The 25,190-nt window shown below is 52.3% G+C and carries 22 protein-coding genes; 12 read left to right on the top strand and 10 right to left on the bottom strand.

All coding sequences use genetic code 11. The features are described 5' to 3' along the window. Positions 1-40: 40 nt before the first annotated feature. Positions 41-1,138, bottom strand: coding sequence for a CZB domain-containing protein (locus HZS79_RS08390; RefSeq protein ID WP_179927584.1), 1,098 nt, complete (start codon positions 1,136-1,138; stop codon positions 41-43). 223 nt (positions 1,139-1,361) lie between these two features. Continuing rightward, positions 1,362-2,087 (bottom strand): murein L,D-transpeptidase catalytic domain family protein, encoded by a 726-nt coding sequence (locus HZS79_RS08385; protein WP_162219058.1) that lies wholly within the window; start codon positions 2,085-2,087, stop codon positions 1,362-1,364. A gap of 100 nt (positions 2,088-2,187) precedes the next feature. Between HZS79_RS08385 and HZS79_RS08380 the strand changes: the two genes are divergently transcribed. Further along, positions 2,188-3,825, top strand: a complete 1,638-nt coding sequence (locus HZS79_RS08380; RefSeq protein ID WP_179927583.1) for a L,D-transpeptidase family protein — start codon at positions 2,188-2,190, stop codon at positions 3,823-3,825. Between the two features lie 69 nt (positions 3,826-3,894). On the opposite strand, the gene HZS79_RS08375 is transcribed toward HZS79_RS08380, so the two are convergent. Further along, the gene (locus HZS79_RS08375) at positions 3,895-5,550 is read right to left on the bottom strand and encodes a peptidoglycan DD-metalloendopeptidase family protein (protein ID WP_162219056.1); all 1,656 of its coding nucleotides are present in this window, start codon (positions 5,548-5,550) and stop codon (positions 3,895-3,897) included. A gap of 657 nt (positions 5,551-6,207) precedes the next feature. Between HZS79_RS08375 and HZS79_RS08370 the strand changes: the two genes are divergently transcribed. Together HZS79_RS08370 and HZS79_RS08365 are read left to right on the top strand one after the other, a co-directional pair. Then, positions 6,208-7,128, top strand: coding sequence for a LysR family transcriptional regulator (locus HZS79_RS08370; protein ID WP_162219055.1), 921 nt, complete (start codon positions 6,208-6,210; stop codon positions 7,126-7,128). Positions 7,129-7,210: 82 nt separating this feature from the next. Then, a complete protein-coding gene (locus HZS79_RS08365; RefSeq protein ID WP_179927582.1) occupies positions 7,211-8,224 on the top strand; it encodes a glutathione S-transferase family protein in 1,014 nt (337 codons plus the stop codon). A gap of 62 nt (positions 8,225-8,286) precedes the next feature. On the opposite strand, the gene HZS79_RS08360 is transcribed toward HZS79_RS08365, so the two are convergent. Both HZS79_RS08360 and HZS79_RS08355 read right to left on the bottom strand, forming a co-directional pair. Next, the gene (locus HZS79_RS08360) at positions 8,287-8,769 is read right to left on the bottom strand and encodes a PRC-barrel domain-containing protein (RefSeq protein WP_162219053.1); all 483 of its coding nucleotides are present in this window, start codon (positions 8,767-8,769) and stop codon (positions 8,287-8,289) included. Between the two features lie 55 nt (positions 8,770-8,824). Then, the gene (locus tag HZS79_RS08355; RefSeq protein ID WP_162219052.1) at positions 8,825-9,022 is read right to left on the bottom strand and encodes a CsbD family protein; all 198 of its coding nucleotides are present in this window, start codon (positions 9,020-9,022) and stop codon (positions 8,825-8,827) included. 502 nt (positions 9,023-9,524) lie between these two features. Here HZS79_RS08355 and HZS79_RS08350 point away from each other — a divergent pair. Continuing rightward, the gene (locus HZS79_RS08350) at positions 9,525-11,234 is read left to right on the top strand and encodes a DEAD/DEAH box helicase (protein WP_162219051.1); all 1,710 of its coding nucleotides are present in this window, start codon (positions 9,525-9,527) and stop codon (positions 11,232-11,234) included. 117 nt (positions 11,235-11,351) lie between these two features. On the opposite strand, the gene HZS79_RS08345 is transcribed toward HZS79_RS08350, so the two are convergent. Then, positions 11,352-12,068, bottom strand: coding sequence for a glutamine amidotransferase (locus tag HZS79_RS08345; protein ID WP_162219050.1), 717 nt, complete (start codon positions 12,066-12,068; stop codon positions 11,352-11,354). Between the two features lie 108 nt (positions 12,069-12,176). Here HZS79_RS08345 and tpx point away from each other — a divergent pair, with 108 nt between their 5' ends. Next, the gene (gene tpx, locus HZS79_RS08340) at positions 12,177-12,680 is read left to right on the top strand and encodes a thiol peroxidase (protein WP_179927581.1); all 504 of its coding nucleotides are present in this window, start codon (positions 12,177-12,179) and stop codon (positions 12,678-12,680) included. Here tpx and HZS79_RS08335 read toward each other — a convergent pair. Then, a complete protein-coding gene (locus HZS79_RS08335) occupies positions 12,677-13,360 on the bottom strand; it encodes a gamma-glutamyl-gamma-aminobutyrate hydrolase family protein (protein WP_179927580.1) in 684 nt (227 codons plus the stop codon). The two genes, tpx and HZS79_RS08335, sit on opposite strands and share 4 nt — an antisense overlap. 32 nt (positions 13,361-13,392) lie before the next feature. Next, positions 13,393-14,400 carry an amidoligase family protein gene (locus HZS79_RS08330; RefSeq protein WP_179927579.1) on the bottom strand — a complete coding sequence of 336 codons (1,008 nt, stop codon included), beginning with the start codon at positions 14,398-14,400 and terminating at the stop codon, positions 13,393-13,395. Between the two features lie 127 nt (positions 14,401-14,527). Here HZS79_RS08330 and HZS79_RS08325 point away from each other — a divergent pair, with 127 nt between their 5' ends. After that, complete coding sequence (locus HZS79_RS08325; RefSeq protein ID WP_179927578.1) at positions 14,528-16,951, top strand: mechanosensitive ion channel domain-containing protein; 2,424 nt, start codon at positions 14,528-14,530, stop codon at positions 16,949-16,951. Here HZS79_RS08325 and HZS79_RS08320 read toward each other — a convergent pair. Both HZS79_RS08320 and HZS79_RS08315 read right to left on the bottom strand, forming a co-directional pair. Next, positions 16,868-17,299, bottom strand: coding sequence for a hypothetical protein (locus HZS79_RS08320; RefSeq protein ID WP_162219045.1), 432 nt, complete (start codon positions 17,297-17,299; stop codon positions 16,868-16,870). The genes HZS79_RS08325 and HZS79_RS08320 overlap by 84 nt on opposite strands. Positions 17,300-17,364: 65 nt before the next feature. Next, entirely contained in the window at positions 17,365-18,315 is a 951-nt protein-coding gene (locus tag HZS79_RS08315) for a J domain-containing protein (RefSeq protein ID WP_179927577.1), read from the bottom strand. A gap of 128 nt (positions 18,316-18,443) precedes the next feature. Between HZS79_RS08315 and HZS79_RS08310 the strand changes: the two genes are divergently transcribed. From HZS79_RS08310 to HZS79_RS08285, 6 genes are all read left to right on the top strand, one after another. After that, on the top strand, positions 18,444-19,874 hold the full coding sequence (locus tag HZS79_RS08310; protein WP_179927576.1) for a hypothetical protein: 1,431 nt from the start codon (positions 18,444-18,446) through the stop codon (positions 19,872-19,874). A 125-nt stretch (positions 19,875-19,999) separates the two neighbouring features. Beyond that, the gene (locus tag HZS79_RS08305) at positions 20,000-20,689 is read left to right on the top strand and encodes a CBS domain-containing protein (RefSeq protein WP_162219042.1); all 690 of its coding nucleotides are present in this window, start codon (positions 20,000-20,002) and stop codon (positions 20,687-20,689) included. Positions 20,690-20,941: 252 nt separating this feature from the next. Continuing rightward, a complete protein-coding gene (locus tag HZS79_RS08300) occupies positions 20,942-21,721 on the top strand; it encodes a ThuA domain-containing protein (RefSeq protein WP_162219041.1) in 780 nt (259 codons plus the stop codon). Beyond that, positions 21,718-22,767, top strand: a complete 1,050-nt coding sequence (locus HZS79_RS08295) for a Gfo/Idh/MocA family protein (protein WP_179927575.1) — start codon at positions 21,718-21,720, stop codon at positions 22,765-22,767. The genes HZS79_RS08300 and HZS79_RS08295 overlap by 4 nt, the downstream gene beginning before the upstream one ends. A gap of 84 nt (positions 22,768-22,851) precedes the next feature. Continuing rightward, the gene (locus HZS79_RS08290) at positions 22,852-24,114 is read left to right on the top strand and encodes an ABC transporter substrate-binding protein (RefSeq protein WP_179927574.1); all 1,263 of its coding nucleotides are present in this window, start codon (positions 22,852-22,854) and stop codon (positions 24,112-24,114) included. Positions 24,115-24,196: 82 nt separating this feature from the next. Further along, a complete protein-coding gene (locus tag HZS79_RS08285) occupies positions 24,197-25,189 on the top strand; it encodes a LacI family DNA-binding transcriptional regulator (RefSeq protein ID WP_179927573.1) in 993 nt (330 codons plus the stop codon). The last annotated feature ends 1 nt before the right edge of the window (position 25,190 follow it).

The following is a 25,190-nucleotide window of genomic DNA, read 5'->3' as shown; positions in this document are numbered from 1 at the left end:
CGCTGTGTGCAAGCCCCCCCAAGAATAGAGTGACAGGCCATTAAGGTGAATCTGCGAGTGGAGAGGGCCGACCTGTGGAAAGAGAGACCTCATAAACCGCATGCTCCATCAGTTGGTCGAGCTGTTGCGCTAGCTGGTTGCTTGCTTCTTCCATTAATGCCAAGGCTGCTAACTGGCCATTGTGATCTCCTTGGCGAGCAAACCTCAGCGCTTCCAAGCCGCTTTCATGAAAGCGCTTATGTGGTGCCGCCAATGCTTTGTAAGCATCCGTTTGCTTATAGCGACAACCATCACCGAGAAAGTACCAATGCCCAAGTGTGCAGTGCTGATGATCTTCTAGACTGTCGTCAAGTTGAGCGGAGAGAAGCTGTTTATAAAGTCGGCTTTTCCACACGGCGTGCTCAAGTTTGGCGGCGTGTAAATAGGCGGTTGTTGTACTGTGGTGTATCACTTTATACATATGGCGTGACTGATCGATCAGCTGCTCAATTGCCTGTTCAGCTGCTTGTGTTGCGCTGGTTAATGCATGTATTTCGCGCTGTTGGTAGTCACGGATTTTGGCATCTTCGTTAATGTGCGATGCGGTACGCTCGATCCACTGTTCTAGCTGATGCGCTAATTGTTGAGTGTGTTCAGAGAGCTGCTGCAGGTCTTGCACAATCACTGGCATGCCTGTGGGTTGCTCAGGAAAGTGGGTGACCTCCAAAGCGGCAGTGATGGCTAATGCCTGTGTATGACCTGCGTTACGTCCTAGTTCGGCACTAAGTTGACGAATATCGTGAAGTGCTTGCTCAACGACTAAAGGTGACGATAAGTATGTTTCCGTTTGCTGGCAGCGTTGGCGGTGTTGTTGCAAGGTTTGCACCGTTTGCTCGGCTTTATGCAAACGAGAAAAGGTATCCGTCAGTGTGGCGCGCTCGGCAGCAAGGTGTTGAGCATGAACTTCAACGCCTTTGCTAAGCGAGCAAAGCATGTCTGAGCCTCTGGCCTGAAGCATGCTAAGTGACTCAACAGGCGTCATCATGCTTATCGCACGACAGTCGTGGCGCTTTTTTTCGGCGTTTAGTTGGGTCGTCAACGCCGCTACTTCTTGCTCTAAGCGGTGGATAGTTTGATAGGGGTGCATAAACGCAAACATAGCCAGTACCTGCAAGGATAGTGAAGTGCTTTGTGATCTTTTGTCACAAAGTATTGCAGGTGGTTGCTAGGCTTGCTGGTATTGCCCTGTATTAATGATGAAAATCAGTCTTACGCTAGTTGAATGAAGGGGGATCTTCATACAGCCTCATCAGCCGCACAGACCAGAATGCACGGCAGGCCACTCATTAGGGAGGGCAAACTAGTGAGATTGGGTCGTTTTATTAGCGTTGAGCTACGTGGGTATCATTGCCCCCCAGGCAGCGAAGAAACTGTGACGTCGCTAGCCACTCTTCATCAGGGTAATAGGCGAACACATATTGGTCCTCTTTCAAGCTGTCGATTAACGGATAAGTCACCTCTTCGCGAACGGCAGGGCAGCCGTGGCTACGACCGAGCCTACCGGTTTGCAGGATAAACTCTTCGCTAACATAGTCGGCACCATGGATCACAATGGCGCGCTCAAATGCGAGGTCATTGACTTCTGGTTCCAGACCTTCAAGACGCAGTGAGTAGCCGTTGCGGCCGTAATAACTATTCATTGTACGAAACAGCCCGATGCTGGATTGGTGGCTTTCCGGTGTGTTGGAGAACACTTCGGCCAGTTTGTCGCCCGACCCTTGGCCATGAGAAACCAGCTCTTCAAACAGTAACCTGTGCTGGTGTAAGTCGAAGACCCACATGCGTGGCTCAGTGGAAGGCAGTGAGTAGTCAATAACGGCCAAGCGCTCAGCAAATGGGTCAGCGCAGCTTAATGACTGAGCTGCCAACCTGAGCGCCTCTGGTGTCGCTGAGGGTGCGAGTTGGAGCAATTGATGATGTAAGGGGGAAACACCGAGAGGTGGTGTGGATGCTACTTGAGAGAAGTAGCTAGCCGCTTGCAGAGGAAGGCTCAATAACGCTAATGGCAAAGAAACAATGACGGTAGAAGTACGCAGATATGAAGGCATAGCGTGCAATCTCACAATAGATATCAGCGAAGGGTGCGCATAAACGGCTATGATGAAAGGAAGTGCCGCATCAATGATGATAGTAACGCACGGAGGGGCGATGAACGAGACACAGTTACTAAGACGATGGGCGATAGGACTGGCTCTATGTCTGACACTGAATCAGTCGCCTAGCCTATTAAGCAGTGCGCACGCTGATACAGGCTCTTTGGGGCAGGTGTTAGCTCAGCGGATTGACGCACAAAAACATGCATCTTTGCCTGTCGATGCATTTTACCAACAGCTCGACTATGAGCTTGTTTGGCAAGAGGTTGGTCGTGTTGAAGCATTAGTGAATGCATTAAAGAGCCTTGAAGATGATGGATTGCTACCCAGTGACTATCATGCGGATACGTTGCTTGACGCATTTCACAACCGCCAGCAAGCAGGTAGTTCGGCACAGGTCGATTTTGATATGAAGGCCACCGCCGCATTGCTGTGGGCGCTTGACCATTTGTCGCGAGGAAAGGTGAGCCCAAAAGAAGTCGAGCCTGACTGGGATATTCCACGACCCGAACGCAGTTATGCCTTACTACGCGTTGTGCATGCGGTACAGAATAACGATATAGAAGATGCATTGACTGCTGCACGGCCTGCTTCGGCGGAATACGCTCACCTACGTGATGCGCTTAGCCAGTATCGTCGTCTTGCATCACAAGGTAGCGTTCCCTACCTGGCGGGCCGAGATGACGCATTGCGTCCTGGAGATACGCACGATGATGTGCGGGTGTTGCGACAGCGTTTGGCATACTGGGGAAATGCCAACCTGTTATCGGCAGATAGTAGCGCATATCCAATGATTGGTGTGCAGTCAGCAGTAAGTGACCCGCGCACCTTTGATACGGAGTTAGAGCATGCGGTTAGGAATTTTCAACGTCGTCATCAGCTGCAGGTTGACGGTATTGTGGGAGAGCGCACGCGCCTGGCGCTGAATACCCCGATCTCATCGCGCATTGACCAGCTGCGTGTCAATCTTGAGCGAGCACGGTGGATTGAACCTTCTCAAAATGGGCCGCGCGTGTGGGTAGATATTGCAGGGTATCGACTGCACTACATTCGGCCTAATGGTGAACACTGGGATGCCCGAGTAGTGGTAGGCACGCCGCAGCGTGAAACCCCTATTATCCATTCGGCGATTAGCCACTTGACGATAAACCCTTCGTGGACAATTCCGCCGACAATTATGCGTGAGGATGTTTTGCCACAGGTACGCAGGGACCCCGGTTATCTGGCGCGCCGTAACATCCAGGTACTGAGTACATCAGGAGAGCGCTTGGACGCTGATTCAATTGACTGGCAGCGACCAGGGGGTGTCATGCTGCGACAAGTTGCCGGTGGTGCTAATCCACTGGGGCGTGTGGTTGTGCGTTTTCCTAACAGTGAGATGATCTATCTTCACGATACGCCGGCTAGAGGCCTATTTCAGCGTAATCAGCGTGCGCTAAGTTCTGGTTGCGTACGCGTGGAAGGCGTAAGAGAGTTTGCACAACTTCTGCTTCAAGATAGCGGCAGCCGTTATCAGCTATCGAACTTGCTAAATAGCAGTGGCAGTGACCGTAATGTTAATTTGCCCCAGCGCATTCCCGTGGCATTGCACTATCTGACTGCTTGGCCAGATGCTCAGGGAAATGTAGAGTTTCGCGATGATGTCTATCGTCGCGATGCGGTGTTGCTAGCAGCGTTATCTCAGGCAGCTTAAGACGCTATCGCCAGTGCTAAAAACATTGATGCCGCCCAATAGGGCGGCATCAAATGTTAGTACGATAAATCAATCGTCACTTTGTTGGCGTCGATAGTTCGCAACGTTAATAGTGCCTGTTTCACCACTGTTAAGGGCGGCAAGCATGGGCTCGGCATGCCGCTGAAATGCGATTAACGTATCGCCGCTCAGGCTGGTATTTTCCGGCAGATCCACCGTCATTGCATTGACAGGGGTGTTGTTGACGATGACCTCATAATGAAGGTGAGGCCCGGTGCTACGCCCTGTATTGCCTGAAAGTGCAATGCGCTCTCCCATCTCAACGCGCTCGCCCTGGCTGACCAGTGGTCGGGATAAGTGTAGGTAACGGGTTCGGTAGCCGTTATCATGGCGAACCTCAATGTAACGACCAGCAGCATGATGGTTGCCAACACGCTCAACGCGACCGTTGGCAGGAGCAACAATGGGCGTTCCAACGGGCATCGCGAAATCTGTGCCGTTGTGAGGGCTTATGCGGCCAGTCACCGGGTGTTTGCGACGAGGGTTAAAGCCTGAGCTCAAACGGTAGTTGCCTTCAAATGGATAACGCGCAAAAGCAGGATCCAGACTGCTTCCTTCAGGCGTATAAAAGTTGTTATCGCTTGCATTACGAACGAGCGTTAAATCCATACGCTCGCCATCGTAATGTACCGCCAGTACACGAGAGTCTAGTGTTCTCCCGTCAATCATGTCTGACTCAACTAGTACCTGAAAGCGGTCGCCGCGGCGGCTGTCACGTCGAAAATCAAGCTTCTTTTCAAGCAGTCGTGTTAGCTCTGTTACGTTGCTGCTGGTTAGACCGGTGGCTTGAGCTGAGCGAGCAAAGCTACCGCTGATGCTGCCCGCATAAAGTCGTTGAACCGCCTCACCCTGTCGCTCGATAGTCGTAACGGCAAAATGCTCTTCTTCACGCTCAAGCAAAACACCATCGCGCACATTTTTCATCATACGCAATGACAACAGTCGACCGTCTTCATCTAACTGGTAGTCGAAACTATGACCAGCTTGCCAATGAGTGAAAATACGTGGATCAGGGAGGTCTTCCAGAAGCGCTACTACTTCACTATAGCCGAGGCCCAGCTCGTTTTGTGCCAGTAATGCGAATGTTTCGCCAGACTCAACCAGGTGAGTTTTCCACTTGGGCACGAAAGGCTCATCAACAGCGAGTTCAAGCTCCAAAAAAGAAATGTCATCAAACAGATCAATGCCATAATCTTCGTAGGAGGTAGCTTCAGCGATGTCGACGGGAGTAGGGTCGTCGATATTAAGCATGCCGCTGGTCAGTGTGCCTAACACGACTGCCATGTGAAGTGCGCCGTCATCTAATTGAGCTTCCGATTCCGCATCGGTAGCCATAGAGGCCTCAGCACTGGTAATCATATCCAAATAGACCAGTTCAGTAGTAGCAAGATCGCTCAGTGGGATATGGTCTCGCGTAGCGTCGATAGCGCGGGATGCGCGGTCGATCGCTTCTGCCACAGGGGTGCGCTCTTGACGCAACGAGGGAACCCCTGGCGCAGAGTCACTAGGTAGCGGTACTAGCACGCTCTCCAGCGAAGTGTGAGGTCGATTTAAATCCTGATAGGTCGTTATTAATTTTTGTGCGCCCAGCACAGTGACCATTGTAGCCACGGGTAACAGTAATAATTTATGCGTGCGGGGCAGCGAATGAAGAATTCGCAACATGGGTAAATGGGCCGCCGAGTTCGTAATAAATAGATAACATGAACGAAAGTAAACCCAGAAACCATACCCCATGAGAGTAGGGGTGAACAGACTGTATGCCTATACACCAAATATACTTTTGTTTAAATGCGCAGGTAATAAGCAAGTATTACCGTTTTGGAACGCTGTTCGCTAAAAAAAGTAACTCGATTGGTAACTGCCCTCAACATCAATATTTCGGCTAAGTATCCATAGATAAGGCCCGGGAATCAATTATTTCTCCCTAATGTTGAGGTAAAATTAATATTTTTAAACGTCGTACTGGTTTGGTGTCGATTTTGTATAAGTATTTTTCGATGTGGTGATGCATAAGCAAAGTCTGTTGCAGGTAGAACGCTCTTTAAATGGACGTGATTGTGGCTACTGTTGTTTTTTTGTATCGAATTGTATTTATTTTTTTCTGTTTGTTGTTTCTTTTGGGTTTGCTTGCAGTTGGGAGCTCATAATAGTTTGTTCGTCATAATTTGTCATACCGAGTGAGGCGGAATCAAACCTAGCCACGCATGAAGTGGCAATAATTGTTTATAAGCAAGTACTCAGCGCTATTTCCTGGCATCCTAGAAAGGTTTTTTGAAGAGGAAGCGGATTGTTTCGCTGTTTAGCGTCGAGGAAATCGAAATGTCTCGAGTAACTCTTGCACAGTGGCAGATGCTGGCAGCCGTTGTTGACCATGGCGGGTTTGCGCGGGCGGCGGAAGCTATTCATAAAAGCCCTTCCACGCTTAATCATGCTGTGCACAAGCTAGAAGAGCAGTTGGGTGTTCAAGTGCTGGAACCTGTGGGTAGGCAAGTACGCTTAACTGAAGCAGGTGAGCTGTTGCTGCGCAGAGCGCGTCAGTTGATTGAGAGTGCGGCGTCTTTGGAGGATGTTGCGACTCGGTTAGCCGAGGGCTTAGAAGCAGAAGTGGTCGTCGCGATCGATCAGATTTTTCCGGCGGCGGTGCAAGCGAAAGCGCTGGAGCGGTTCTCAGAAACGTACCCCCAAGTCAGGGTGCAACTCCATGAAAGTGTATTAAATGGCGGTACGGAAATGCTTTACGATGGCCGAGCCGATTTGGTGGTGTCGGGTATTGCAGCGCAGGGGTATTTAGGCGAGCCGCTGGTCAACGTGCGCTTTATTGCTGTTGCTCACCCCAGTCATGTTTTACACCAACTTGGCCGTTCGCTGGATCTGAGGGATCTCACCCAGCATCGCCAGTTGGTCGTTCGTGATTCGGCGCTACGCCAATCAATGAATGCAGGTTGGTTAAAAGCTGAGCAGCGCTGGACAGTCAGCCATCTCCACACATCACTGGATATGCTTAAGCGTGGGCTAGGGTTTGCTTGGATGCCAGAAACCCGTATTGCTGATGAGCTTGCCAGTGGGCAGCTTAAGCCTCTACCGCTGAGTGCCGGTGGTATTCGAGAGGTGCCAATGCAATTAATCTTTAGAGATCGTGACCAAGCTGGGCCCGCTGCACATGCGATGGCACAAGCCTTGAAGCAAGGCGTAAGCGAGCTTTGCCCTAAGGATTCGATTTCCTCGAACGAAATACCGTAAAACATCCGCTTGAGCATCGAACAGTCGGGCGTATCCTGGGCATATTTCGTAACGTTAGTACGTTCCTTTAAGGAGACGCTCGATGGGATTACTTGTAAATGGTGAGTGGGTAGATCAGTGGTATGACACCAAAAAGCACGGCGGAGAGTTCGTTCGTGAATCTGCACAGCTGCGTGATTGGGTGGGCGACGCTGCGGGAGAGGGGCCGGGAATAGGCGGGCAGAGCTTCCCCGCGCAAACAGGCCGTTACCACCTTTACGTATCGCTTGCCTGCCCCTGGGCACATCGTGTGCTGATGATGCGCAAGTTAAAAGGGCTAGAGTCGCTGGTTGGCGCTTCACATGTTAGCCCGCTGATGCTGGATCAAGGCTGGACATATGATCAAAGCGAAGGTGCCAGCGGCGATCCTGTTAACCATGTCGATTATCACCGCCAGCTCTATACCATGACAGACCCAGCCTATACTGGCCGTGTCACGGTGCCGGTGCTATGGGATAAGCAGCGCAGTGCAATCATCAATAATGAATCGGCTGATTTGCTGCGCATTTTTAATCGTGCTTTTGATGAACTGACCGGTAACGATTTAGATTTCTACCCTGAAGATCTACGTAGCACTATTGATGAGGTTAACGACGATGTTTACGACCACATTAATAACGGTGTTTACAAGTCGGGCTTCGCGACTGATCAGCAGGTGTATGAAAAGCATGTGCAGGCATTGTTCGATGCCTTAGAGCGCATGGAGAAGCGGCTGAGTGAGCATCGTTATCTGGCGGGCGAGTGGTTCACCGAAGCTGATATTCGGCTTTTTACCACGCTGATCCGCTTTGATGCTGTCTATTACGGTCATTTTAAGTGCAATTTTAAACGTATCGAAGATTACCCAAATCTCGCCAATTACGTTCGCGAGTTATACCAGTGGCCGAGCATTGCAGAGACGGTCAATATGGACCATATAAAACGCCATTATTACTACAGTCACGATACCATTAACCCGACACGAATTGTGCCTGCTGGACCGCTACTGGATTTCGAGCGCGCGCATGATCGTGAGCGGTTGCCGGGGAAGGGGATACGTCGTAGAGCCTCGGCGTAAGGGAAGAGCCATCCAGTTTGGATGGCCCTTTTTAATTTGGTTGGATTATTCGTTTGGTCGGATTATTCGTCGGCATCAACCGCTTCGCGGGTAGTCTGCCAAGCGCTTTGCGCACCTTCTTTGGTGGTTTGCCAAGCATCTCGAGCATTTTCCTTGGTTTGCTCCCACCAATCACGGTCATAAGTTGGGAATGATTCAACCTCTTCGGACGAGGCGTTCAGCATAATGCGGTGTTCGGTATCGCCGTCACCCTCCCTGTGTGTTTCCAGTGTAAAGTAGTCAGTACCAACGACAATCTCGCGACCGCCTAAACCAAGCACCGAACCGCTTTCAATGACAAGGGCTGAGATACGCATATCATCATCGAAAAGGATATCTTCCACTTCACCTATTTCTTCACCTGAACCGTCGGTAAAGAAAACGTCGGCATCAAGAATGTCATCAGCAGAATACATGCCTTGTGGCTCTGTGGACGCTTGAACGCTGAACGCCAAACTACCCAGAAGTACAGTGCTGATAGCTGTTGTCAAAAGTGATTTACGCATAGCTTCTCTCCATGTAGCTATTGGTGGATCGTCAATCTGGCTGCTGTTGCGACTCCTAAAGATCGTTGGCCCAGTCGTCTACACGGCGCTCGGCCTCTTCACGCGCTACCCCGTATTTCTGCTGCACTTTCCCGACAAGCTGATCCTTCTTGCCGCCAATCTGCGTCAGCTCATCGTCTGTTAATTCGCCCCAGCTAGCACGTGCTTTTCCTTTCATTTCTTTCCAGTTGCCTTCTATCTGATCCCAGTTCATTGCATCGCTCCTTGAAGTTAGTGAACATCATTCGGCATCTCTCAGGTTAGACGAATAGCGAGTATGCGCAAGTCTGTTAATAACGGTTAATGTAAAAAAACTAGTCATGGGCTACCAGCAGTGTTAGGATGCGCGCTCCTCGCATGTGTTGACCCCTCCATCACGACGATAAGCGATTTCCTATGTAGTTTTGACTACGAAGTGAAATGCTTGCGAGAACATCTTGCCAACTGCAGATGTTCATTGCTGTGAAGATGGCGCGCCTCCAGCATTTCACCAAACGGGTGAAATCGGCGCAGAAGGTCGCCACAGCGGTTAGCCCGCTACAGCGTGTTTGCTAACCGAATGCTAGGTGCGACCGGCGTCTCCGACTCCACTGATGATGATATCCGCCTTGCGGATCCTTGCTTATTAATATGCATTGTCACGCGTGTTAACAAGCAGAGTCAGGGACGCTTACGATGTTTTTTGCCGGTATAGCCGGCCTACCAAGGTGTGATTAATGACCTCGACTTCTGTCGCTTCGCCGAGCTTCGGCGATCTTGCTCTGTTGCCTGCCGTTCTCTCTGCTGTTGAAGCACAAGGCTACGAAATTCCCTCGCCCATCCAGGCGCAGACAATTCCTGCGTTGTTGGAAGGCCGCGATATGCTGGGCCAAGCACAAACCGGCACCGGCAAAACTGCTGCATTTGCACTGCCTTTATTATCGCGTTTAGAACTTACCCGTCGCGAGCCTCAGGTACTGGTTATGGCTCCGACCCGTGAACTTGCTCAGCAGGTGGCGGCCTCGTTCAGTAAATATGGCCAAAACCTTAAGGGTCTAGAAGTAGCGATCCTTTGTGGTGGTCAAGAATACCGCGAGCAGTTAGGTGCGCTAAAGCGCGGTGCCCAAGTCATTGTTGGCACCCCCGGCCGTATTATTGATCACCTTGATCGCGGTAGTCTGAAACTCGACGGTCTTTCGGCACTCGTGCTGGATGAAGCTGACGAAATGCTGCGCATGGGCTTTATCGACGACGTAAAACGCGTGGTTGCCGATACCCCTAAAGATGCTCAGCGTGTGTTCTTCTCGGCAACGCTGCCGACTGAAATTGAACGCATTGTTAACCGTTATTTGGTTAATCCGGTGAAAGTCGCGATTGAGTCGCGCACGACCACCGGTGAAAACATTGAGCAGCGCATTGTGCGCGTTGATGGTGGCGCTAAGCTTGAAGCCGTGGCTCGCATTCTCGAAGTCGAGCCGGTTGATGCCGCTATTGTCTTCGTGCGTACTCGAGCTGCGTGTACCACGCTGGTGGAACAGTTGACTGCGCGTGGTGTTAATGCTGCTGGCCTGTCCGGTGATCTAGACCAAAGCCTGCGTGAGCGCACTATTACGCGTCTCAAGCGCGGCAAGGTTGATGTACTGATTGCGACCGACGTCGCTGCTCGTGGCCTCGACGTTCCGCGTATTACCCACGTTATCAACTACGATCTGCCGCAAGACGCAGAAGCGTATACACACCGCATCGGTCGTACTGGTCGTGCGGGTCGTAGCGGTATCGCGATTACGTTCGCTGGTTTCCGTGAAGGCCGTAAAGTGGGCTGGATGGAGCAGGCGACCGGTCAGAAAATGACTGAAATGCCGCTGCCAGACGAAGCGGCTATCCGCGCTCACCGTGACGAAGTGTTCCATCATCGCGTTGTTGCGGCTCTGACCAAAGGGGCTGAAGAGCAACGTGCATTGGTTGAGCGCCTAGTAGAAGAAGGCCATGACGCGATTGAGCTAGCTTGTGCCTTTGCCGCAATGGCGCGTGCTGACGAAGCACCGATTGGTCGCTTGCAAGCACCACGTAAAGAACGTGCTCCGCGTGATAGCGCTCCTGGTAAGCCAGGTGGCCGTCGCGAGCGTTCAAGCGCGCCGAGCGAAGGTATGATTCGTTACCGTGTTTCTGTTGGCCATAAAGATGGCGTTAAGCCTGGTCAACTGGTTGGTGCGCTTGCGAATGAAGGTGGCATCGAAGGTGCGCGTATTGGTCGTATCGATATCCGCAACGCTTTCTCGGTAGTTGAACTACCCAGTGGCCTGCCTTCCACTATTCTGGCGAAAATGGCACGTGCCCGCGTGGCTGGCCGTCCGTTAGAAATTAGTGAAGACAGTGCACCTGAGCGTGCGCCACGTCGTCGTCGTGACGACGGTGATGCGCCGGTTCGTCGTCGCGAACGTGCTTAAGTTTATGTTATAGCGCCATATGATGGCGCTATAAAACGACGTTTAACGATCGTTCTATCCCCTTATGCTCAACGGCATGAGGGGATTTTTTTGCCTCAAGACGCGACAAAAAACGACTTACGTAAAGCGCAGGAAATGGCGCAGTAGGTCGGTTGCCGCCTGGGTGTCGGTGATGGCGTCGATGAGTGCGTCAGGGTTCTCACCTTGGTCGCTCAGTACGGCTTTTTGGCGCTCGAGGTACGCATGCATGACTGGGGAAGTGAACTCTGGATGAAACTGCACGCTCCATTGGCGGGGCCCATAGCGCAATGCTTGATAAGCGTCGTGGCTGTTATGCGCCAGTACAGTGGTGTTGGGGGGTAACTGCGTAACGGACTGAGCGTGGGTCAAATGCGCCAGGAAGTGAGTTGGCAGCTTGCTAAAGAGCGGGTCTTGATGACCTGCTTGGGTCAGCCGCACGTTACGCGTTCCAGACTCTCTTCCGGCGGGGTGATAATCGCTGATACCACCGAAGGCTGACGCCATCAACTGGTGGCCATAGCATACGCCAAACATTGGAACGTTCTCGGCTAACGCCTGCTGAAGCCAAGGTTTTAGCGCCTCGCTCCACGGTGCTTGTTCGCTCACCATGCTGTGGGAACCCGTGAGCATAATGCCAGCAAATGATTCGGGGGCAGGGGGAACACCTTGTTTGCGGGCATCCCAAACAGTGAGCGATAGATGTTCAGGCAGTGCCTTCGAAAGCTGGTTGATAAAAAGTTGCTCGAAATCACCGTGTTGATCGACCACTTCAGGGAAGGCGTCACCGGTTTTGATAATGACTAAAGAGGCCATGGCATTCTCGTTGTCCTGTCAGAGGAAAGGTTAGCCCCACGAGGGCATTACCCTGTAAGCTGAGTTTTCTCACCATACACCCTTTGCGCTTTATATTAGGAGCTTTATATGCAAAAAATAACCCGTGCTGGCGAGCCCATGGATGTTGCGGGCACGCTGCCTGCACCAGGCCAAACTGCTCCGCTGATGACGCTCACTAATGTTAGTCTGGAAGATGTCACCCTCGATAGCTATTCAGGCAAGCGTAAAGTGCTGAACATTATTCCCAGTGTGGATACGCCCACCTGTGCAGTGTCTACTCGACGCTTTAATGAGCTGGCCTCGCAGTTGGAAAACACCGTGGTGCTGGTGGTCTCTGCCGACTTACCGTTTGCGGCTAAGCGCTTTTGTGGCGCAGAGGGATTGGATAACGTTGAAACCCTATCTACCTTCCGCCACCGAGAGTTCCAAGAAGCTTGGGGGGTCGCGCTCGCTAATAGTGCAATGGAGGGGTTATGTGCTCGAGCGGTGGTAGTGCTCGATGCGAATAACCGAGTATTACACAGCGAGCTGGTTGGTGAGCTGAAAAACGAACCTGATTATGAGGCCGCGCTAGCAGCCTTAAAAGACTAGCCAGAGGAAGTGCCTAGTCCTTTCTTAGCTGCCGTCACCAGCGCGCTAATTAAGCGCTGCTGGGGACGGTTGAAGATTAGCCACTCTGGATGCCACTGTACGCCAATCAAAAAGTCATGTTTTGTTGACTCAATTCCCTGCACTAGTCCGTCCCGGTCACGGGCAACAATATTGATGCCGTCACCTGCTTTATTGACGGCTTGGTGGTGCAAGCTGTTCACGCGGCACCAGGTAACGCCTAATAGCCGATACAGCTTGCTTCCTCCGACAATATCCACCGTTTTGCGAGGCAGTACCGTGCGCCGCCGTTTAAGCCCTTCATGGGTGGTGTAAATATCAGGATCGAGAGTGCCGCCTAAATGGACATTGATTAGCTGCGCTCCTCGACAAATGCCCAACACAGGGGTGTTGGCCGGAATAAATCGGCCAAGTAAGTTGAGTTCCAGTTCATCACGAGCCGGATCCAGCCGCACATCAAGCTGTACTTCACCACCATAAAGGTGTGCTTGAATATCATCGCCACCACCAATAATTAGCCCATCTAAGTGCTTGGGCAGGGGGCGTGAAGGGGATAAGCGAAGCGGTTTGCCGCCATGTCGCCATACGGCAAACCAGTCAAACCACCATGCTAGATGGCTTTTATGATCAGAGGTCGTGATCCCTATGAGCGGTCGATGCATGCTGGCAGAGTCTCGTTGTTGCAGTATGTGTTTTAAGACGGCCTAAGCAGACCCAACAGCGTTGTTTTAAGGCGCACCCACCATGGCCGACTATGCTCAGCGATATACTCATCGCAACGTGCGCGGAGTATGGAGGTGTTTGCAGCCAACTTTTCTACTTCGGCCCAGCGGTTCCATTCCACCACTGACCCCCAGCCCGGCTGTGAAAGCTGCGCATTAGGTAGCCGGTAGTGAAATGTGGGGCGCGGTTTCGTTAGCTGAGTATGCAGTAGTTCATGGGGATGGTCTGGGCGTAGATGAGCAAATAGCGGTAATAAGTCTAGTTCCCGGTTCCGAGTCGGATTGTAATGTAAATAGTCATCGATAAATGTGTCTAAATCGGGCTGATAGTTAGCATTAAGAACCTTTAGTGCATACTCTTTAGGAAACGGGTTAGCGTGAGGCAGCACCTCACGCGTAATGTCGACCTTAATTTCTTCGCGTAGCCAGCTGGCGAGCAACAGATAGGCTTGCATCATCTTCAGCAAGTACTCAACGTCAAACCGCTCTACTTCAGGGTTAAGGTGTAGCCCAAACCCGTACAGCAGGCTGGCATCGGTTCCTTTCGCACCTTTGTCACGTAAGGCAGCGAAAAGTTTGTCAAGCTCATCGAGCTCGTCCCATGGTATCGGTGGGCAGACAATTTCAGTAGGCACTAACCCAGTGACCATATCGCCAATGAGTTCGCGAGTTTTCTGGTGGAATTCAACTCTTCGCTGATGCTGTTGGCGTGCCCACTCACTGTCGCTTTTATGGAGGCCTTCCAGTAGCGTCTTATCAGGATGGGCATACTGGGTATCTAATTCGATACCAAACACTCCCCACCGGGTATCTTCTACCAGTAGCCGGTGGGGGCTGACCACGTTAAGCTCACCCCCAAATAAGTGGCGTACCAGTTCTGCGGTATCGCGTGGCGGAAATCCGGCGAACTCGATTTCTACACCGACTCGCCTTGTCTTCCCGTCACTATTGGTACGCGTAGGGGGAGCTTGCAGCGTCATCTCGGTATCCTTGAGGTGAACGTTTAGGTCAGTAGCCTATCATAATCAGGCGTTGTTACTGAGCGTATTAAGTTAAGCAAACGTTAATCAACTGGCATGGCGTGTCGGTTCAATTTGGGAGTCAGGCGTGCGACAGCACTGGACAATCAAGATCGTGTTAAGCGTTGTAATCACGCTACTAATAAGTCTGGCAACTCACGTTCAGGCGCAGAGTGTTTCGCTGCCAAGCTTAGGGGGGAGTGGTGACGCCTCAGAACAGCAAGACGTTAGTAGCGAAAGCTTTCAAGACTCGCTCAATGATGTGATCTCAATGCTCGAGAATGAAGAGCAGCGTTCAGCGTTACTTGGCTCGTTACGTGAACTTCAGGTCACTGCGGACGCCACCGAAGAAGATAAAATAGTTCATCAGGGGTTGTTAGGTGCGCTGGCCGATACGTTGACAGATATTGGGCAGCAAGCTCAAGCAGGCGACTCGCCGATTGATGAATGGTCACGTCAATTAGTCCAGGGGGCTGCAGATTTGCGGGCTCTGAACGATAGTGCTGACCAAGGTGAAGCGATACGTGCAGTGGCAGATGGTGCCGTTCTTGCGGTTGTCTGGGGCGTGTTGCTGGTTGTTATGATTGCCTTTGGCCGCTTGATCGCTACCCGCCGCGATTGGCCGCTGGACTTGCCGCGTGATCCTAAGGCCTGGCTATTAGCAGTACATTTTTTACGCCGCATGTTGCCTTGGATACTGTCATTCGCCATCACGCTGGGTATTGGCCAGTTATTGCCCTCCAGCTCAGGACGAACGGCCGTATTAGTTGTCGCTTATGTGTGCTTGTGTGGTCGCGCGTTGTCGGTAGTCTTTGAAACGGTTATTGCCTTCTTTAGCCGCGGCCATCGTTTTACGGCAGTTCAGTTGCTGCAACAAAAAGCCTTACGCGGCTTGTTTGTGATCGGTGCATTAATCGCCTTGGGTGATGCAGTAAACTCTACGCGCCTGGTAGAGCTGTTGGGTACCGAACTTTCCGGCTTAGTGTCTGTGCTTGCCAATATGTTGGCTGCACTGCTCTCGGCGCGCTTTATCTTCAAGTTTAAGCGGCCTGTCCGCCATCTGATCTGTAACCGCCCCTATAAACAACGCCGCGATGCCAGTACTGCTGTTGAGATGGTTCGTGCGCTGGGCGGTCTCTGGCATATTCCTGCGCTGTTGCTGGTAGGTGGTTCTTTGCTAGCAATTTTTATCACTGTGGGAGATGTTGGGACAGCGTTGGCGCGATCAATTATTTCAGCAAGTTTGTTAGTGCTTACCTTGGTTGTGACCGGCTTGCTGCGACGCCAGTCTGAGCGCTTGGGTAAACGTCGTCATCGTCGCCGTTACAGTCAATATCGTAAGCGTTTGGAGCGGTTTGGGTTTGTGCTTGCACACCTGTCTGCATGGATGGTTTTTGCGGAACTGTTTATGCAAGTGTGGGGAGGCTCCCTGTTTGGTCTTGGCCAGGAGGCAGTAGCCAGTGCACGTATTGGTCAAGCGTTGGTTAGCCTAGGGACCACTATTTTACTCGCTTGGCTGGTATGGATTTTTGCTGATACGGCGATTCAGCGGGCACTGACATCTTCTGCGCGCTCTCGCGGCAGACGCGTTAACCAGGCGCGAGCGCAAACCATTACCCCGATGATTCGCAACGTTATTTTCGTCACCATCTTGATTATTGCGGTGATCTCCGGATTGGCGAATCTAGGGGTTAACGTCACACCACTGCTTGCCGGTGCGGGTGTTATCGGCTTGGCGATTGGTTTTGGTGCCCAAACGTTGGTGCAAGACTTAATTACGGGGATCTTTATTCTGATTGAAGACTCCTTGGCGGTGGATGACTTCGTTCAGATTAACGGCCATATGGGGACCGTTGAAGGGCTAACGCTGCGTACTGTGAAGCTGCGCGACTTAGATGGCGTGGTCCATATCATTACCTTTAGCCGCATCGAGTCGATCCATAACATGTCGCGCCAGTTTGGGATCGCGCTAATGCGTATTCGCATCCCTTATGCGATGAAAATTGATGATGCGATTACGCTAATGCAAGAAACAGCACAAGAGCTGCGCAAAGACCCGATGATGCGCCACTATATTTGGTCACCTTTAGAAATGCAGGGTATCCAAGGGTTTGAGGATGGCTGCCCTATTTTGCGGATGCGTTTCCGCACAGCTCCCGAGATGCAGTGGGACATTTCTCGGGCATTTAACTTGCTCTTAAAACAGCGTATGGAAGCTCAGGAAATCGATCTGGGTGTGCCGCGTCTAAGCGTCAGTATGGAAGCGCGCTCCGGAGACCAAACCCAAGAACGTACAGGTACGGATTTCTCGATGGATGAGGGGGGAAGCGCTGAGGCTGGTGACCGTAAACAACCTACGCCGCCAAAGCCTGCGCCACGTCCAACAGAAGCAGAAACGCGCCAGGATGAGAAAGAGCGGGCAGGCACCTCAGCCCATGCCAAGCCCCAAGCCCAAGGCGAGTCCAAAAGCGAGACCTATGCCAGCGCCAGCGGCGAACAGGGTGACGAGTAACCATGGTCCCCGAAAGCGTTGCCACCGGTTGTGGAGCGACACTGCGAAGCTAACGCGGTCAATGAGTTCGTCATGCCGTGAGATAGCGTTATCAGGCGGCAGGGAGAAGTCATTAGCGACATCGCCCTGCCAATGGGCACCGTGAGTGAGGCCAAGTCGCGCTCTCAGCTGGCCTATGTCGCTCACCGTTTTGTGCAGATTGTCGTAAATGTGACGGTGCTCAGAAACCGCCAGAGTTGCCTCTGCATCCTGGCGTAAGGCGCTGTTCGGGCAGCGAGCTACCGCATTTTTTATCGCTTGATCGCTGGCACCAGGGGCAAGGGAAAGACGTTGATACAAATCGCGCATAATTTTCTAATGGATACTCACTGTCGGTGGAGGCGCTTAGCCCTGTATCGTTCACAGCCGGCTAGTCAGATGTTTTGCATCAGATAATCATAGGCACTTTTCACACGCTGAAAGCGCGCTGATGCCAGCGCTATCTGATGTTCACTGCCTGAGTAGAAGCGATCTGGGTGGTGCAACTGTGCCATTCGCCGGTAGGCACGGCGTATGTCGGTTCTACTGGCCCCTGGCGTAAGCCCCAGTACTGCGAGTGCCCGGTGGGTACGGTCGGGAGGGGAATAGGGGCGTTTTTTTTCCTGTTTCCAATGCTGTCTCTCCCGTTGCCTAGCTTGTTCTTGCCGAGCTCGCTCCTGCCGCGCACCTTCCTGCTGTTGTTTTGTGCGTTCGCGCTGGGCTTGTTCATGCTGCGCTTGATCTTTTTGATGCTGCTTATTCTGCTGTTTGTGTTTGTTTTCACGCTGGCGCTGCTCGGCCTTGGTTTGAGCATCTTTTGCCTTCTGCTTGGCTGCTTGCGCGTCGCGTTGTTTGCGTGCGTGGTATTCTGGGTCGTGAACCTGCCAGTAAGCATCTCGGCTAGGATCCTCTGCCGAGCGCAACGGTCTACCTGTCAATTCCTGGAACAGTGTGCTGAATGTAGTAGGGGCGACATTTAACAAATCAGCGAGAAAGCCCAGAATGTAATGATTGTTCAGTGAAATCTCGCCGTCGTCAGTGGCAACGGTGATCGCTTGGTGAAGCACACTCAGGCTTTGTTCTTTAGAACACTCTTTGCGTACTACCTCGGCGGCTAACTGTATCGCTTGAAGGTCTTGGCTATGGGCAATTCCCATGATTGGGCCTAATTCGTGCCCATGGCGAAACTGCGCCGTCACTTGAGCCAGCCGACGGCGGCGTTGACCCTCAGATACGTGCTGGCGATGAACCAGTACCCAAGCCAACAGTAGCAGTGTTGCCGTATCCACTTGGCTGCGACTTTTTAGCAGTAGCAGCTCGAAGGGTGAAAAACGGGCAATGGACATTCCCTAGCTCCAAGGCAAAGAAGTAGACCCAAAGAAGTGAACCATAAGCGGCGCTTAAGCAGGCCAACCTGATGATTGCTTACCATGGTATATCATCGCGTTAAGCAATGAAGTAGGAGATTGGTTAGGTGATAAATGTTGAGCGTAAAAACAGCTTTCAGCTAAGGCTCACTCGGCGGCTCAAGGAAGAAACGTCGCACACGCTCGATGTTTACCTATTTGTGCCTAGGGAGCTCGGACTTAGTACCCATGTCATCTCAGAAGAAGCGTTTTATCACGGGGCAATCAGTGTTTCACGCACCTACTACAGCGATGAGTACCATTTGCCGCTTGTGCATAGCCGGTTAGCCAGCCGCAATCAGCTCGGTAGTGACTCCTATCGGTTAAGTCTAAGCCTGTATGCTTACCAATACGTTGGTGCGTTAGAGCGAACCACACAGGGCATGCTGGCTAGTGCTCGTAAGCTGCGACATGCACCGAGTGACCAGCGTGAAGAGAGTAGTGAGCTCCAGGAGCAGGCCGATGCGCTGCGCGACCAGCTGCAGGAGATGAGTGATTTAAGCGAGAGTATTCTAAAACGGCTACGCCGCAACTCGCCTAGCGATGAGAGGCTATACAAATACTTTGCCAATATTGATAACTATCTCTCTTGGTTTACTGAGCAACAGCTATTGGCACTCGTGGCGCATATGCCTCGTGGCGGCGAGTTTAGTGAGATAAAACGACGTTTTATTAGTGTTTGTCAGCGAGAGAGCGACTATCGAAAAGAGCAGGAGTATAACGCTGAGCGGGTGATGGAAGATCCCACCCGGATGTCGAATAAAATGCGCTTACTCCGGCGGCTTATTGAGCACCCGATTACCTTAAAGCAGCAGGCACTTGAGTTGGGGGGCGGTGAGCAAAAAGCGGTCAAAGCACTTGCTACGGCAGTCGTGATGGCTTTTGTGTCTCTGGGTATTTTGCACCTGCGCGATGTGATTGGTGATATTACCGCGCTGTTCGTGCTTGCCATGGCGCTACTTTACGCCATGCGGGAAGTGTTTAAAGACGACCTACGCAATACGTTGTGGCGTTTGCTGCGTCGCGGAAGACCCAAATGGCGTCGGCAGTACATCGATCCTACCCGTAATCAAACAGTAGGGCGGCAGTTGGAGTGGTTTGACTACAAGCGCTATGCCGCTTTGGATGCCGACATTCAGCGGATGCGACGACGCACGGTCGCCCAGCGCGAAGAGGTCGTGTTGCACTACCGTTCTAGCTCGAGGATGTCGCCTACTCGCTTTTTAAGTGGCTATGAGCATACCTCTGAATCGCTGAATATCGATTTTTCTATGTTGACGCGATTAATGAGCAAAGAGAAACACTATATTTACCGTCTGAAAGATGGTCAGTCGGTGAGAGAAAGCGTAGAGCGGCGGCATCTTTTCAACCTTGTGGTGCGTGAGACCGGCAGCGAAGACACCCCCTATATTGCCCGTTGGAAAGTCGTCGTTAGTCGTTCAGGCATTGTGGATGTCGAGAAAGTTGCGGAGGAAAATGGTGAGAAAACCGCCAAATAACCTGTGCTAGGTCAATAGACGTTCATTGATATCAGGCCGATATAGCTAAATCGCTAGCAGCGCACTAGTCTTAATAGACAAATAAAGTAACCAACAATCAGCGACCTTGTCGCCTGGAGGATACCGTGCAAGCCATCGATATCATGACACCTAACGTGGTGTGTGTGGACACTGACACAAACGTACGCGATATTGCGCAGCTGTTACTTGAACACCGTATCAGCGCTGTGCCGGTCATTGATGATGAGCGCAAGGTATTGGGTATCGTCAGCGAAGGTGACCTGATGCGTCGAGTGAAAGAGGATGCCAATGATAGCCGGTCCTGGTGGTTATCCCTCTTCACTGGCGGGAAGGATGCGGGTGAGTACGTTAAATCTCATGGCCGCAAAGCACATGAGGTGATGACACCCAACCCGTTAACCGTAGAAGAAAACGCACCGCTTCATACCATTGCGCGCTTGTTGGAAAAGCACCACATTAAGCGTGTCCCTGTAGTACGAGAAGGTAAGCTAGTCGGTATTGTCAGCCGTGCTAATTTATTGCAAGGGGTCGCCAATGCCGTAGTGGCACCGACTGAGTCGCCTGCGGATGACCGACAAATTCGCGAAGCCATTCTCGAGGAAGTGCGTAAGCACGCTGGGGTACGTACAGAAACCATCAGTATCATCGTTGACGGTGGCGCTGCGGAAATCTGGGGGTTGGTAGAATCCTTAGACCAAAAACAAGCCGTTACGGTAGCTGCAGAAAATACGCCTGGTGTAACAAAGGTTGAGAACAACCTTGGCATGATGCCACGGGGCGCGAGTTACTTTTAACACGTTTCGTCTTCTGTAGTGAGAACCCGCTGCCATTCGCAGCGGGTTTTTTTATATGGGTGCGATAGGTGACTCCGTCGCCCAATTCAGTGCGGACGCCATCAGCATTTACCCCTTCTTAGTAGCATGCATCTGCTTTGGTAGCCGACTAAAGTTGCATGAAGGTAAACGTTTACTCTTTAAGAGTAAACGTTTACTTTTGGGTTTGGGTTGCACTTTAAGCGGTAGTTCACCATTACGTTGGAGGAATGCATGACGATTAACGTGACCGTATGGGGAGAGAACGTCCACGAGCAGACCAATGAGGTTGTGGCGCGTATTTATCCCAAGGGAATGCACCAGTGCATCGCCGAAGGTTTAAACGAAGCGGAGGGTATCCATGCCACTGCCGTGACGCTGCAAGACCCTGAGCAGGGGCTTAGCGATGCGACGCTCGACAATACCGATGTACTGTTATGGTGGGGCCACGCCGCCCATGGTGACGTGCTTGAGGAGACCGTCGACCGCGTTCAAAAACGCGTGCTCCAGGGCATGGGCTTGATTGTGCTGCACTCAGGGCACTACTCGAAAATCTTTAAGCGCTTAATGGGAACTACGTGTTCACTCAAGTGGCGTGAAGCGGGCGAGCGGGAACGGCTGTGGGTCGTGAACCCAGGCCACCCGATTGTTCAGGGCCTGGGGGACTATATTGAGCTGCCCCATACCGAAATGTACGGTGAACCGTTTGCGGTGCCCAACCCCGATGAAGTGATCTTTATCAGTGCCTTTGAGGGGGGCGAAGTGTTCCGCTCCGGCCTGACCTATAAACGTGGCAACGGCAAGATTTTCTACTTCCGTCCCGGCCACGAAACTTACCCGATTTATTACGATGCTCAAGTGAAAACTGTGTTGAAAAACGCCGTGACTTGGGCGCGCCCGGAAGGTTCTCGATGGATCGACAGCTGCCCTAATGTTCCCGCTGACCAAGCGCCTAATCCGGTCGAAATTAAAGGCGAAAGCCTGCATAAACCTGGCGAGGAGGGCTTCAAATGATCCGTTTAGCGATAATTGGTGCAGGCAGCATGGCTGGCGAGCACGCCAAGCATTTTGGCCGTCTTGAAGGAATCGAAGTGGTTGCCGTGTGCGACCCAGATCATGCCAAAGCCCAGGCGTTTGCCGAGCATCACGGCATTGCTGACGTGTATCAAGACCTGGAGGCTATGCTGGCTCGGGATGATATTCACGCGGTAAGTAACGTAACCCCAGATGGTGTTCACAAAGCCACGTCGCTGGCCGCTATTGCTGCTGGCAAGCATATTCTGTGTGAAAAACCGCTGGCGACAAATGCACAAGATGCCCATGAAATGGCGGACGCTGCACAGGCCGCTAACGTGATCAACATGGTTAATCTAAGCTACCGCGATGCTCCTGCTATTCAGCATGCTCGTGCGCTGATTGCGGGAGGCGCGATTGGCCAAGTTCGTCATGTAGACGCCAGTTACCGGCAAAGCTGGCTGGTGAGTAACGCTTGGGGGCGCTGGGACGAGGAGAGCCAGTGGTTGTGGCGACTTTCCGAAGCCCACGGCAGCAAAGGCGTATTAGGCGATGTTGGGGTGCATATTGTCGACTTTGCCAGCTTCCCTGTGGGCGATATTACCCGAGTCAACTGCGAGCTAACCTGCTTTGAAAAAGCCCCAGACAACCGCATTGGTGAGTATGTGCTGGATGCCAATGATACGGCGCTGATGAGAGTGTCATTTGCCAATGGCGCAAAGGGCACTATTCAGGCTACTCGTTGGGCAACAGGGCATCACAACTCGCTGGCGCTGAGTGTACACGGCGATAAAGGAGCGATTCGTATTGACCTGGACGCCTCAAAAGAGGATGTGCAGGTATGTCTCGATGATGACGTACATCCCGCTCGCTGGAGCACAGTGAAAGCACCGTCCACGCCGAGTATTTACCAGCGCTTCGTCGAGAGCATTCGCAGTGGGAATAACGATCAACCGGATTTTGCGCGCGGCGCGGCGATTCAAACCGTGCTCGATGCCTGTTTCGTATCAAGCCAGGAAGACCGCAGCCTAGCGATTGCCAGCTAGGCCGCTGGCTCTTCTATTAACAAAATACCAATCCGATTAAGTTAACGAGCACCCTACCTACCAATAACAATAGAGGTGAATGCTATGCGTTATTACCTGCGCTCATCAGCGTTACTGCTGGCCCTGCTGCCCACAACGCTGCCTGCCATGGCGGCTGAAATTACCATTGCCTGTGGCGATGGTGGGGCAGCAGATTTCTGCCCAACGCTGGCAAAACGGTGGGCCGACGCTAACGGCCACCAAGTGAATATTGTCACTACGCCTGCATCGGCGACTGAGAAGTTGTCGCTTTATCAGCAACTATTAGGCAGTCAATCGCAAGATGTGGATGTGCTGATGGTGGATATTGTGTGGCCAGGGCTACTTGCCGACCACTTGGTTGACCTAAATGACTACCTGCCGGACGGCGCGGCTGACGGCTTTATTCCCTCACTGATGGATAACAATACGGTGCAGGGAAAGCTGGTGGCGTTGCCGTGGTTTACGGATGCAGGCTTGCTCTATTACCGTCATGACTTGTTGGATAAATACGATGCCGACGTGCCAGAAACCTGGCAGGCGTTGACTGACACTGCGCGGCATATCCAGCAGTCTGAGCGCGATGCAGGTAATGCGCGCATGCATGGGTTTGTATTTCAGGGGCGAGCTTATGAAGGGCTGACCACGAATGCGTTAGAGTGGGTAGCCAGCTACGGTGGAGGCACCTTTGTGAATGCTGATGGGCAAGTAACCATCAATAATCCCCAAGCAGTAGAGGCCATCACGCTAGCTGCCTCTTGGGTGGGTGATATTAGCCCCGAGGGCGTGCGCAACTATATGGAAGAAGAAGCACGTGGGGTGTTCCAGGCGGGTAATGCCGTGTTTATGCGCAACTGGCCTTATGTCTGGTCGTTGGGGCAGGCAGATGGCACGCCCATTCAAGGCAAGTTTGGCGTCGCGCCGTTACCCAGTGGGCCCGAAGGGCAGTCTGTCGCTACGCTTGGTGGCTGGAACTGGGCGGTTTCGCGCTATTCAGAGCACCCTGACATTGCCGCTGACCTAGTGGCTTATCTCACGGCTGAGGAGCAGCAGAAAGCTCACGCCATTGAGTTTGGTCGAAATCCGACGCGGCCTGTGCTCTATGAAAATGCCGAGGTATTGGAAGCTCACCCGTTTATTGGCGAACTTTATGAAACCGTTATGAACGGCGTACCACGCCCAGCAAGCGTGACAGGCGAGTCGTACCCCCGGGTGTCAAACGCAGTGTTCAACCGTGTACATGACGCCCTATCCGGTGATACTTCCCCAGAGCAAGCGATTCAGCAGCTTGATAGCGAGCTTACCCGTTTAGGACGGCGCGGTTGGTAGCTGGGTTTGCCGCAATGCTTAGCCTTAGCGATTTTCGGCACAATTTTTGGCACAATCATAAGCCGAATCGCTGAGGCATGGCATGAAACAGACCAAACAGAGCGCCCAAACGGCAACCATTCGAGAAATTGCTCGGCGGGCAGATGTATCCATTGCCTCGGTCAGCCGGGCGCTAAATGGTAAACCTGGGCTAAGCGATGCGTTGCGGGAAAAAATTCTTACCATCAGCCGCGAGGTGGCGTACCAGCCAAGCGCGGCGGCCAGGCAACTAATTAGTGGTAAAGCGGCGGTGGTCGGTATTTCCTTAGGGCGCCAGGATATCGAGCTGCGCCCCTACTATATTTTACTGTATCAGCACTTAACCGTGGCACTGCACCAGCAGGGCATGGTGCCGATCTTTTTCCACCACGATCAAACTGCCGAGCTTCCAGAGCGGGCGGGGGCGGCTATTCTGCTGGGTGAAACCTCTGAGGATGCGCGCCCCAGCTTGCTAGAAAATGCCGGCGTGCCTTTTGTACGTATTGGCAACCCAGGGCAAGGATTTTCGGTCGCACCGGATGATGCTCAAGGGTTTTATGAAATGACGCACCACCTCGTCGCGCAAGGGCGTCGACAGCTCGCCTTTGTGGGCGGCGAGCTGGAAATGCCGTGTTCTCACAGCCGTTTAGAGGGGTACCGACGGGCGCTTGATGAAGCAGGGCTTTCTGAGCAGTTGATTAGCCTACCGCACCGCTTTAGCTCAGATTCACTAACCAGCTATCGCTATTTAAATCGTTTGTTGGCGGATACATCAAACAGCCAAACGCTGCCATTTGATGCGCTAGTATGCGCCACCGACGAGCTGGCGCTGGGCTGCGTCGCTGCGCTAGAAGACCGGGGAATCGACGTGCCTTACCAAGTCGCAGTGACAGGCTTTGATGACCTGCCAACCCTTGCCACTGGGTTAACCACCATTCGTCAAGATATTGCAGCGATTGCGGCAATGAGTGTGGAACTGTTGGGCGAAGCGCTAGCAAGCAAAGCGCCCCGGCATGTATCGTTGCCGGTGACGCTAGTCATGCGGGAAACAGGGTGAA

The organism is Vreelandella zhaodongensis (genome assembly GCF_013415115.1).
In the GTDB taxonomy this organism is placed as follows: Bacteria; Pseudomonadota; Gammaproteobacteria; order Pseudomonadales; family Halomonadaceae; genus Vreelandella; species Vreelandella zhaodongensis.
The sequence above is the reverse complement of the archived record's forward strand: the minus strand, read 5'-3'. Positions and strand labels throughout refer to the sequence as shown.

What these genes read in the sequence shown, in the direction of transcription:
- HZS79_RS08390 (WP_179927584.1), bottom strand. Translation starts at nt 1,138, where the DNA reads ATGTTTGCGTTTATGCACCCCTATCAAACTATCCACCGCTTAGAGCAA.
- HZS79_RS08385 (WP_162219058.1), bottom strand. Translation starts at nt 2,087, where the DNA reads ATGCCTTCATATCTGCGTACTTCTACCGTCATTGTTTCTTTGCCATTA.
- HZS79_RS08380 (WP_179927583.1), top strand. Translation starts at nt 2,188, where the DNA reads ATGAACGAGACACAGTTACTAAGACGATGGGCGATAGGACTGGCTCTA.
- HZS79_RS08375 (WP_162219056.1), bottom strand. Translation starts at nt 5,550, where the DNA reads ATGTTGCGAATTCTTCATTCGCTGCCCCGCACGCATAAATTATTACTG.
- HZS79_RS08370 (WP_162219055.1), top strand. Translation starts at nt 6,208, where the DNA reads ATGTCTCGAGTAACTCTTGCACAGTGGCAGATGCTGGCAGCCGTTGTT.
- HZS79_RS08365 (WP_179927582.1), top strand. Translation starts at nt 7,211, where the DNA reads ATGGGATTACTTGTAAATGGTGAGTGGGTAGATCAGTGGTATGACACC.
- HZS79_RS08360 (WP_162219053.1), bottom strand. Translation starts at nt 8,769, where the DNA reads ATGCGTAAATCACTTTTGACAACAGCTATCAGCACTGTACTTCTGGGT.
- HZS79_RS08355 (WP_162219052.1), bottom strand. Translation starts at nt 9,022, where the DNA reads ATGAACTGGGATCAGATAGAAGGCAACTGGAAAGAAATGAAAGGAAAA.
- HZS79_RS08350 (WP_162219051.1), top strand. Translation starts at nt 9,525, where the DNA reads ATGACCTCGACTTCTGTCGCTTCGCCGAGCTTCGGCGATCTTGCTCTG.
- HZS79_RS08345 (WP_162219050.1), bottom strand. Translation starts at nt 12,068, where the DNA reads ATGGCCTCTTTAGTCATTATCAAAACCGGTGACGCCTTCCCTGAAGTG.
- tpx (WP_179927581.1), top strand. Translation starts at nt 12,177, where the DNA reads ATGCAAAAAATAACCCGTGCTGGCGAGCCCATGGATGTTGCGGGCACG.
- HZS79_RS08335 (WP_179927580.1), bottom strand. Translation starts at nt 13,360, where the DNA reads ATGCATCGACCGCTCATAGGGATCACGACCTCTGATCATAAAAGCCAT.
- HZS79_RS08330 (WP_179927579.1), bottom strand. Translation starts at nt 14,400, where the DNA reads ATGACGCTGCAAGCTCCCCCTACGCGTACCAATAGTGACGGGAAGACA.
- HZS79_RS08320 (WP_162219045.1), bottom strand. Translation starts at nt 17,299, where the DNA reads ATGCGCGATTTGTATCAACGTCTTTCCCTTGCCCCTGGTGCCAGCGAT.
- HZS79_RS08315 (WP_179927577.1), bottom strand. Translation starts at nt 18,315, where the DNA reads ATGTCCATTGCCCGTTTTTCACCCTTCGAGCTGCTACTGCTAAAAAGT.
- HZS79_RS08300 (WP_162219041.1), top strand. Translation starts at nt 20,942, where the DNA reads ATGACGATTAACGTGACCGTATGGGGAGAGAACGTCCACGAGCAGACC.
- HZS79_RS08295 (WP_179927575.1), top strand. Translation starts at nt 21,718, where the DNA reads ATGATCCGTTTAGCGATAATTGGTGCAGGCAGCATGGCTGGCGAGCAC.
- HZS79_RS08290 (WP_179927574.1), top strand. Translation starts at nt 22,852, where the DNA reads ATGCGTTATTACCTGCGCTCATCAGCGTTACTGCTGGCCCTGCTGCCC.
- HZS79_RS08285 (WP_179927573.1), top strand. Translation starts at nt 24,197, where the DNA reads ATGAAACAGACCAAACAGAGCGCCCAAACGGCAACCATTCGAGAAATT.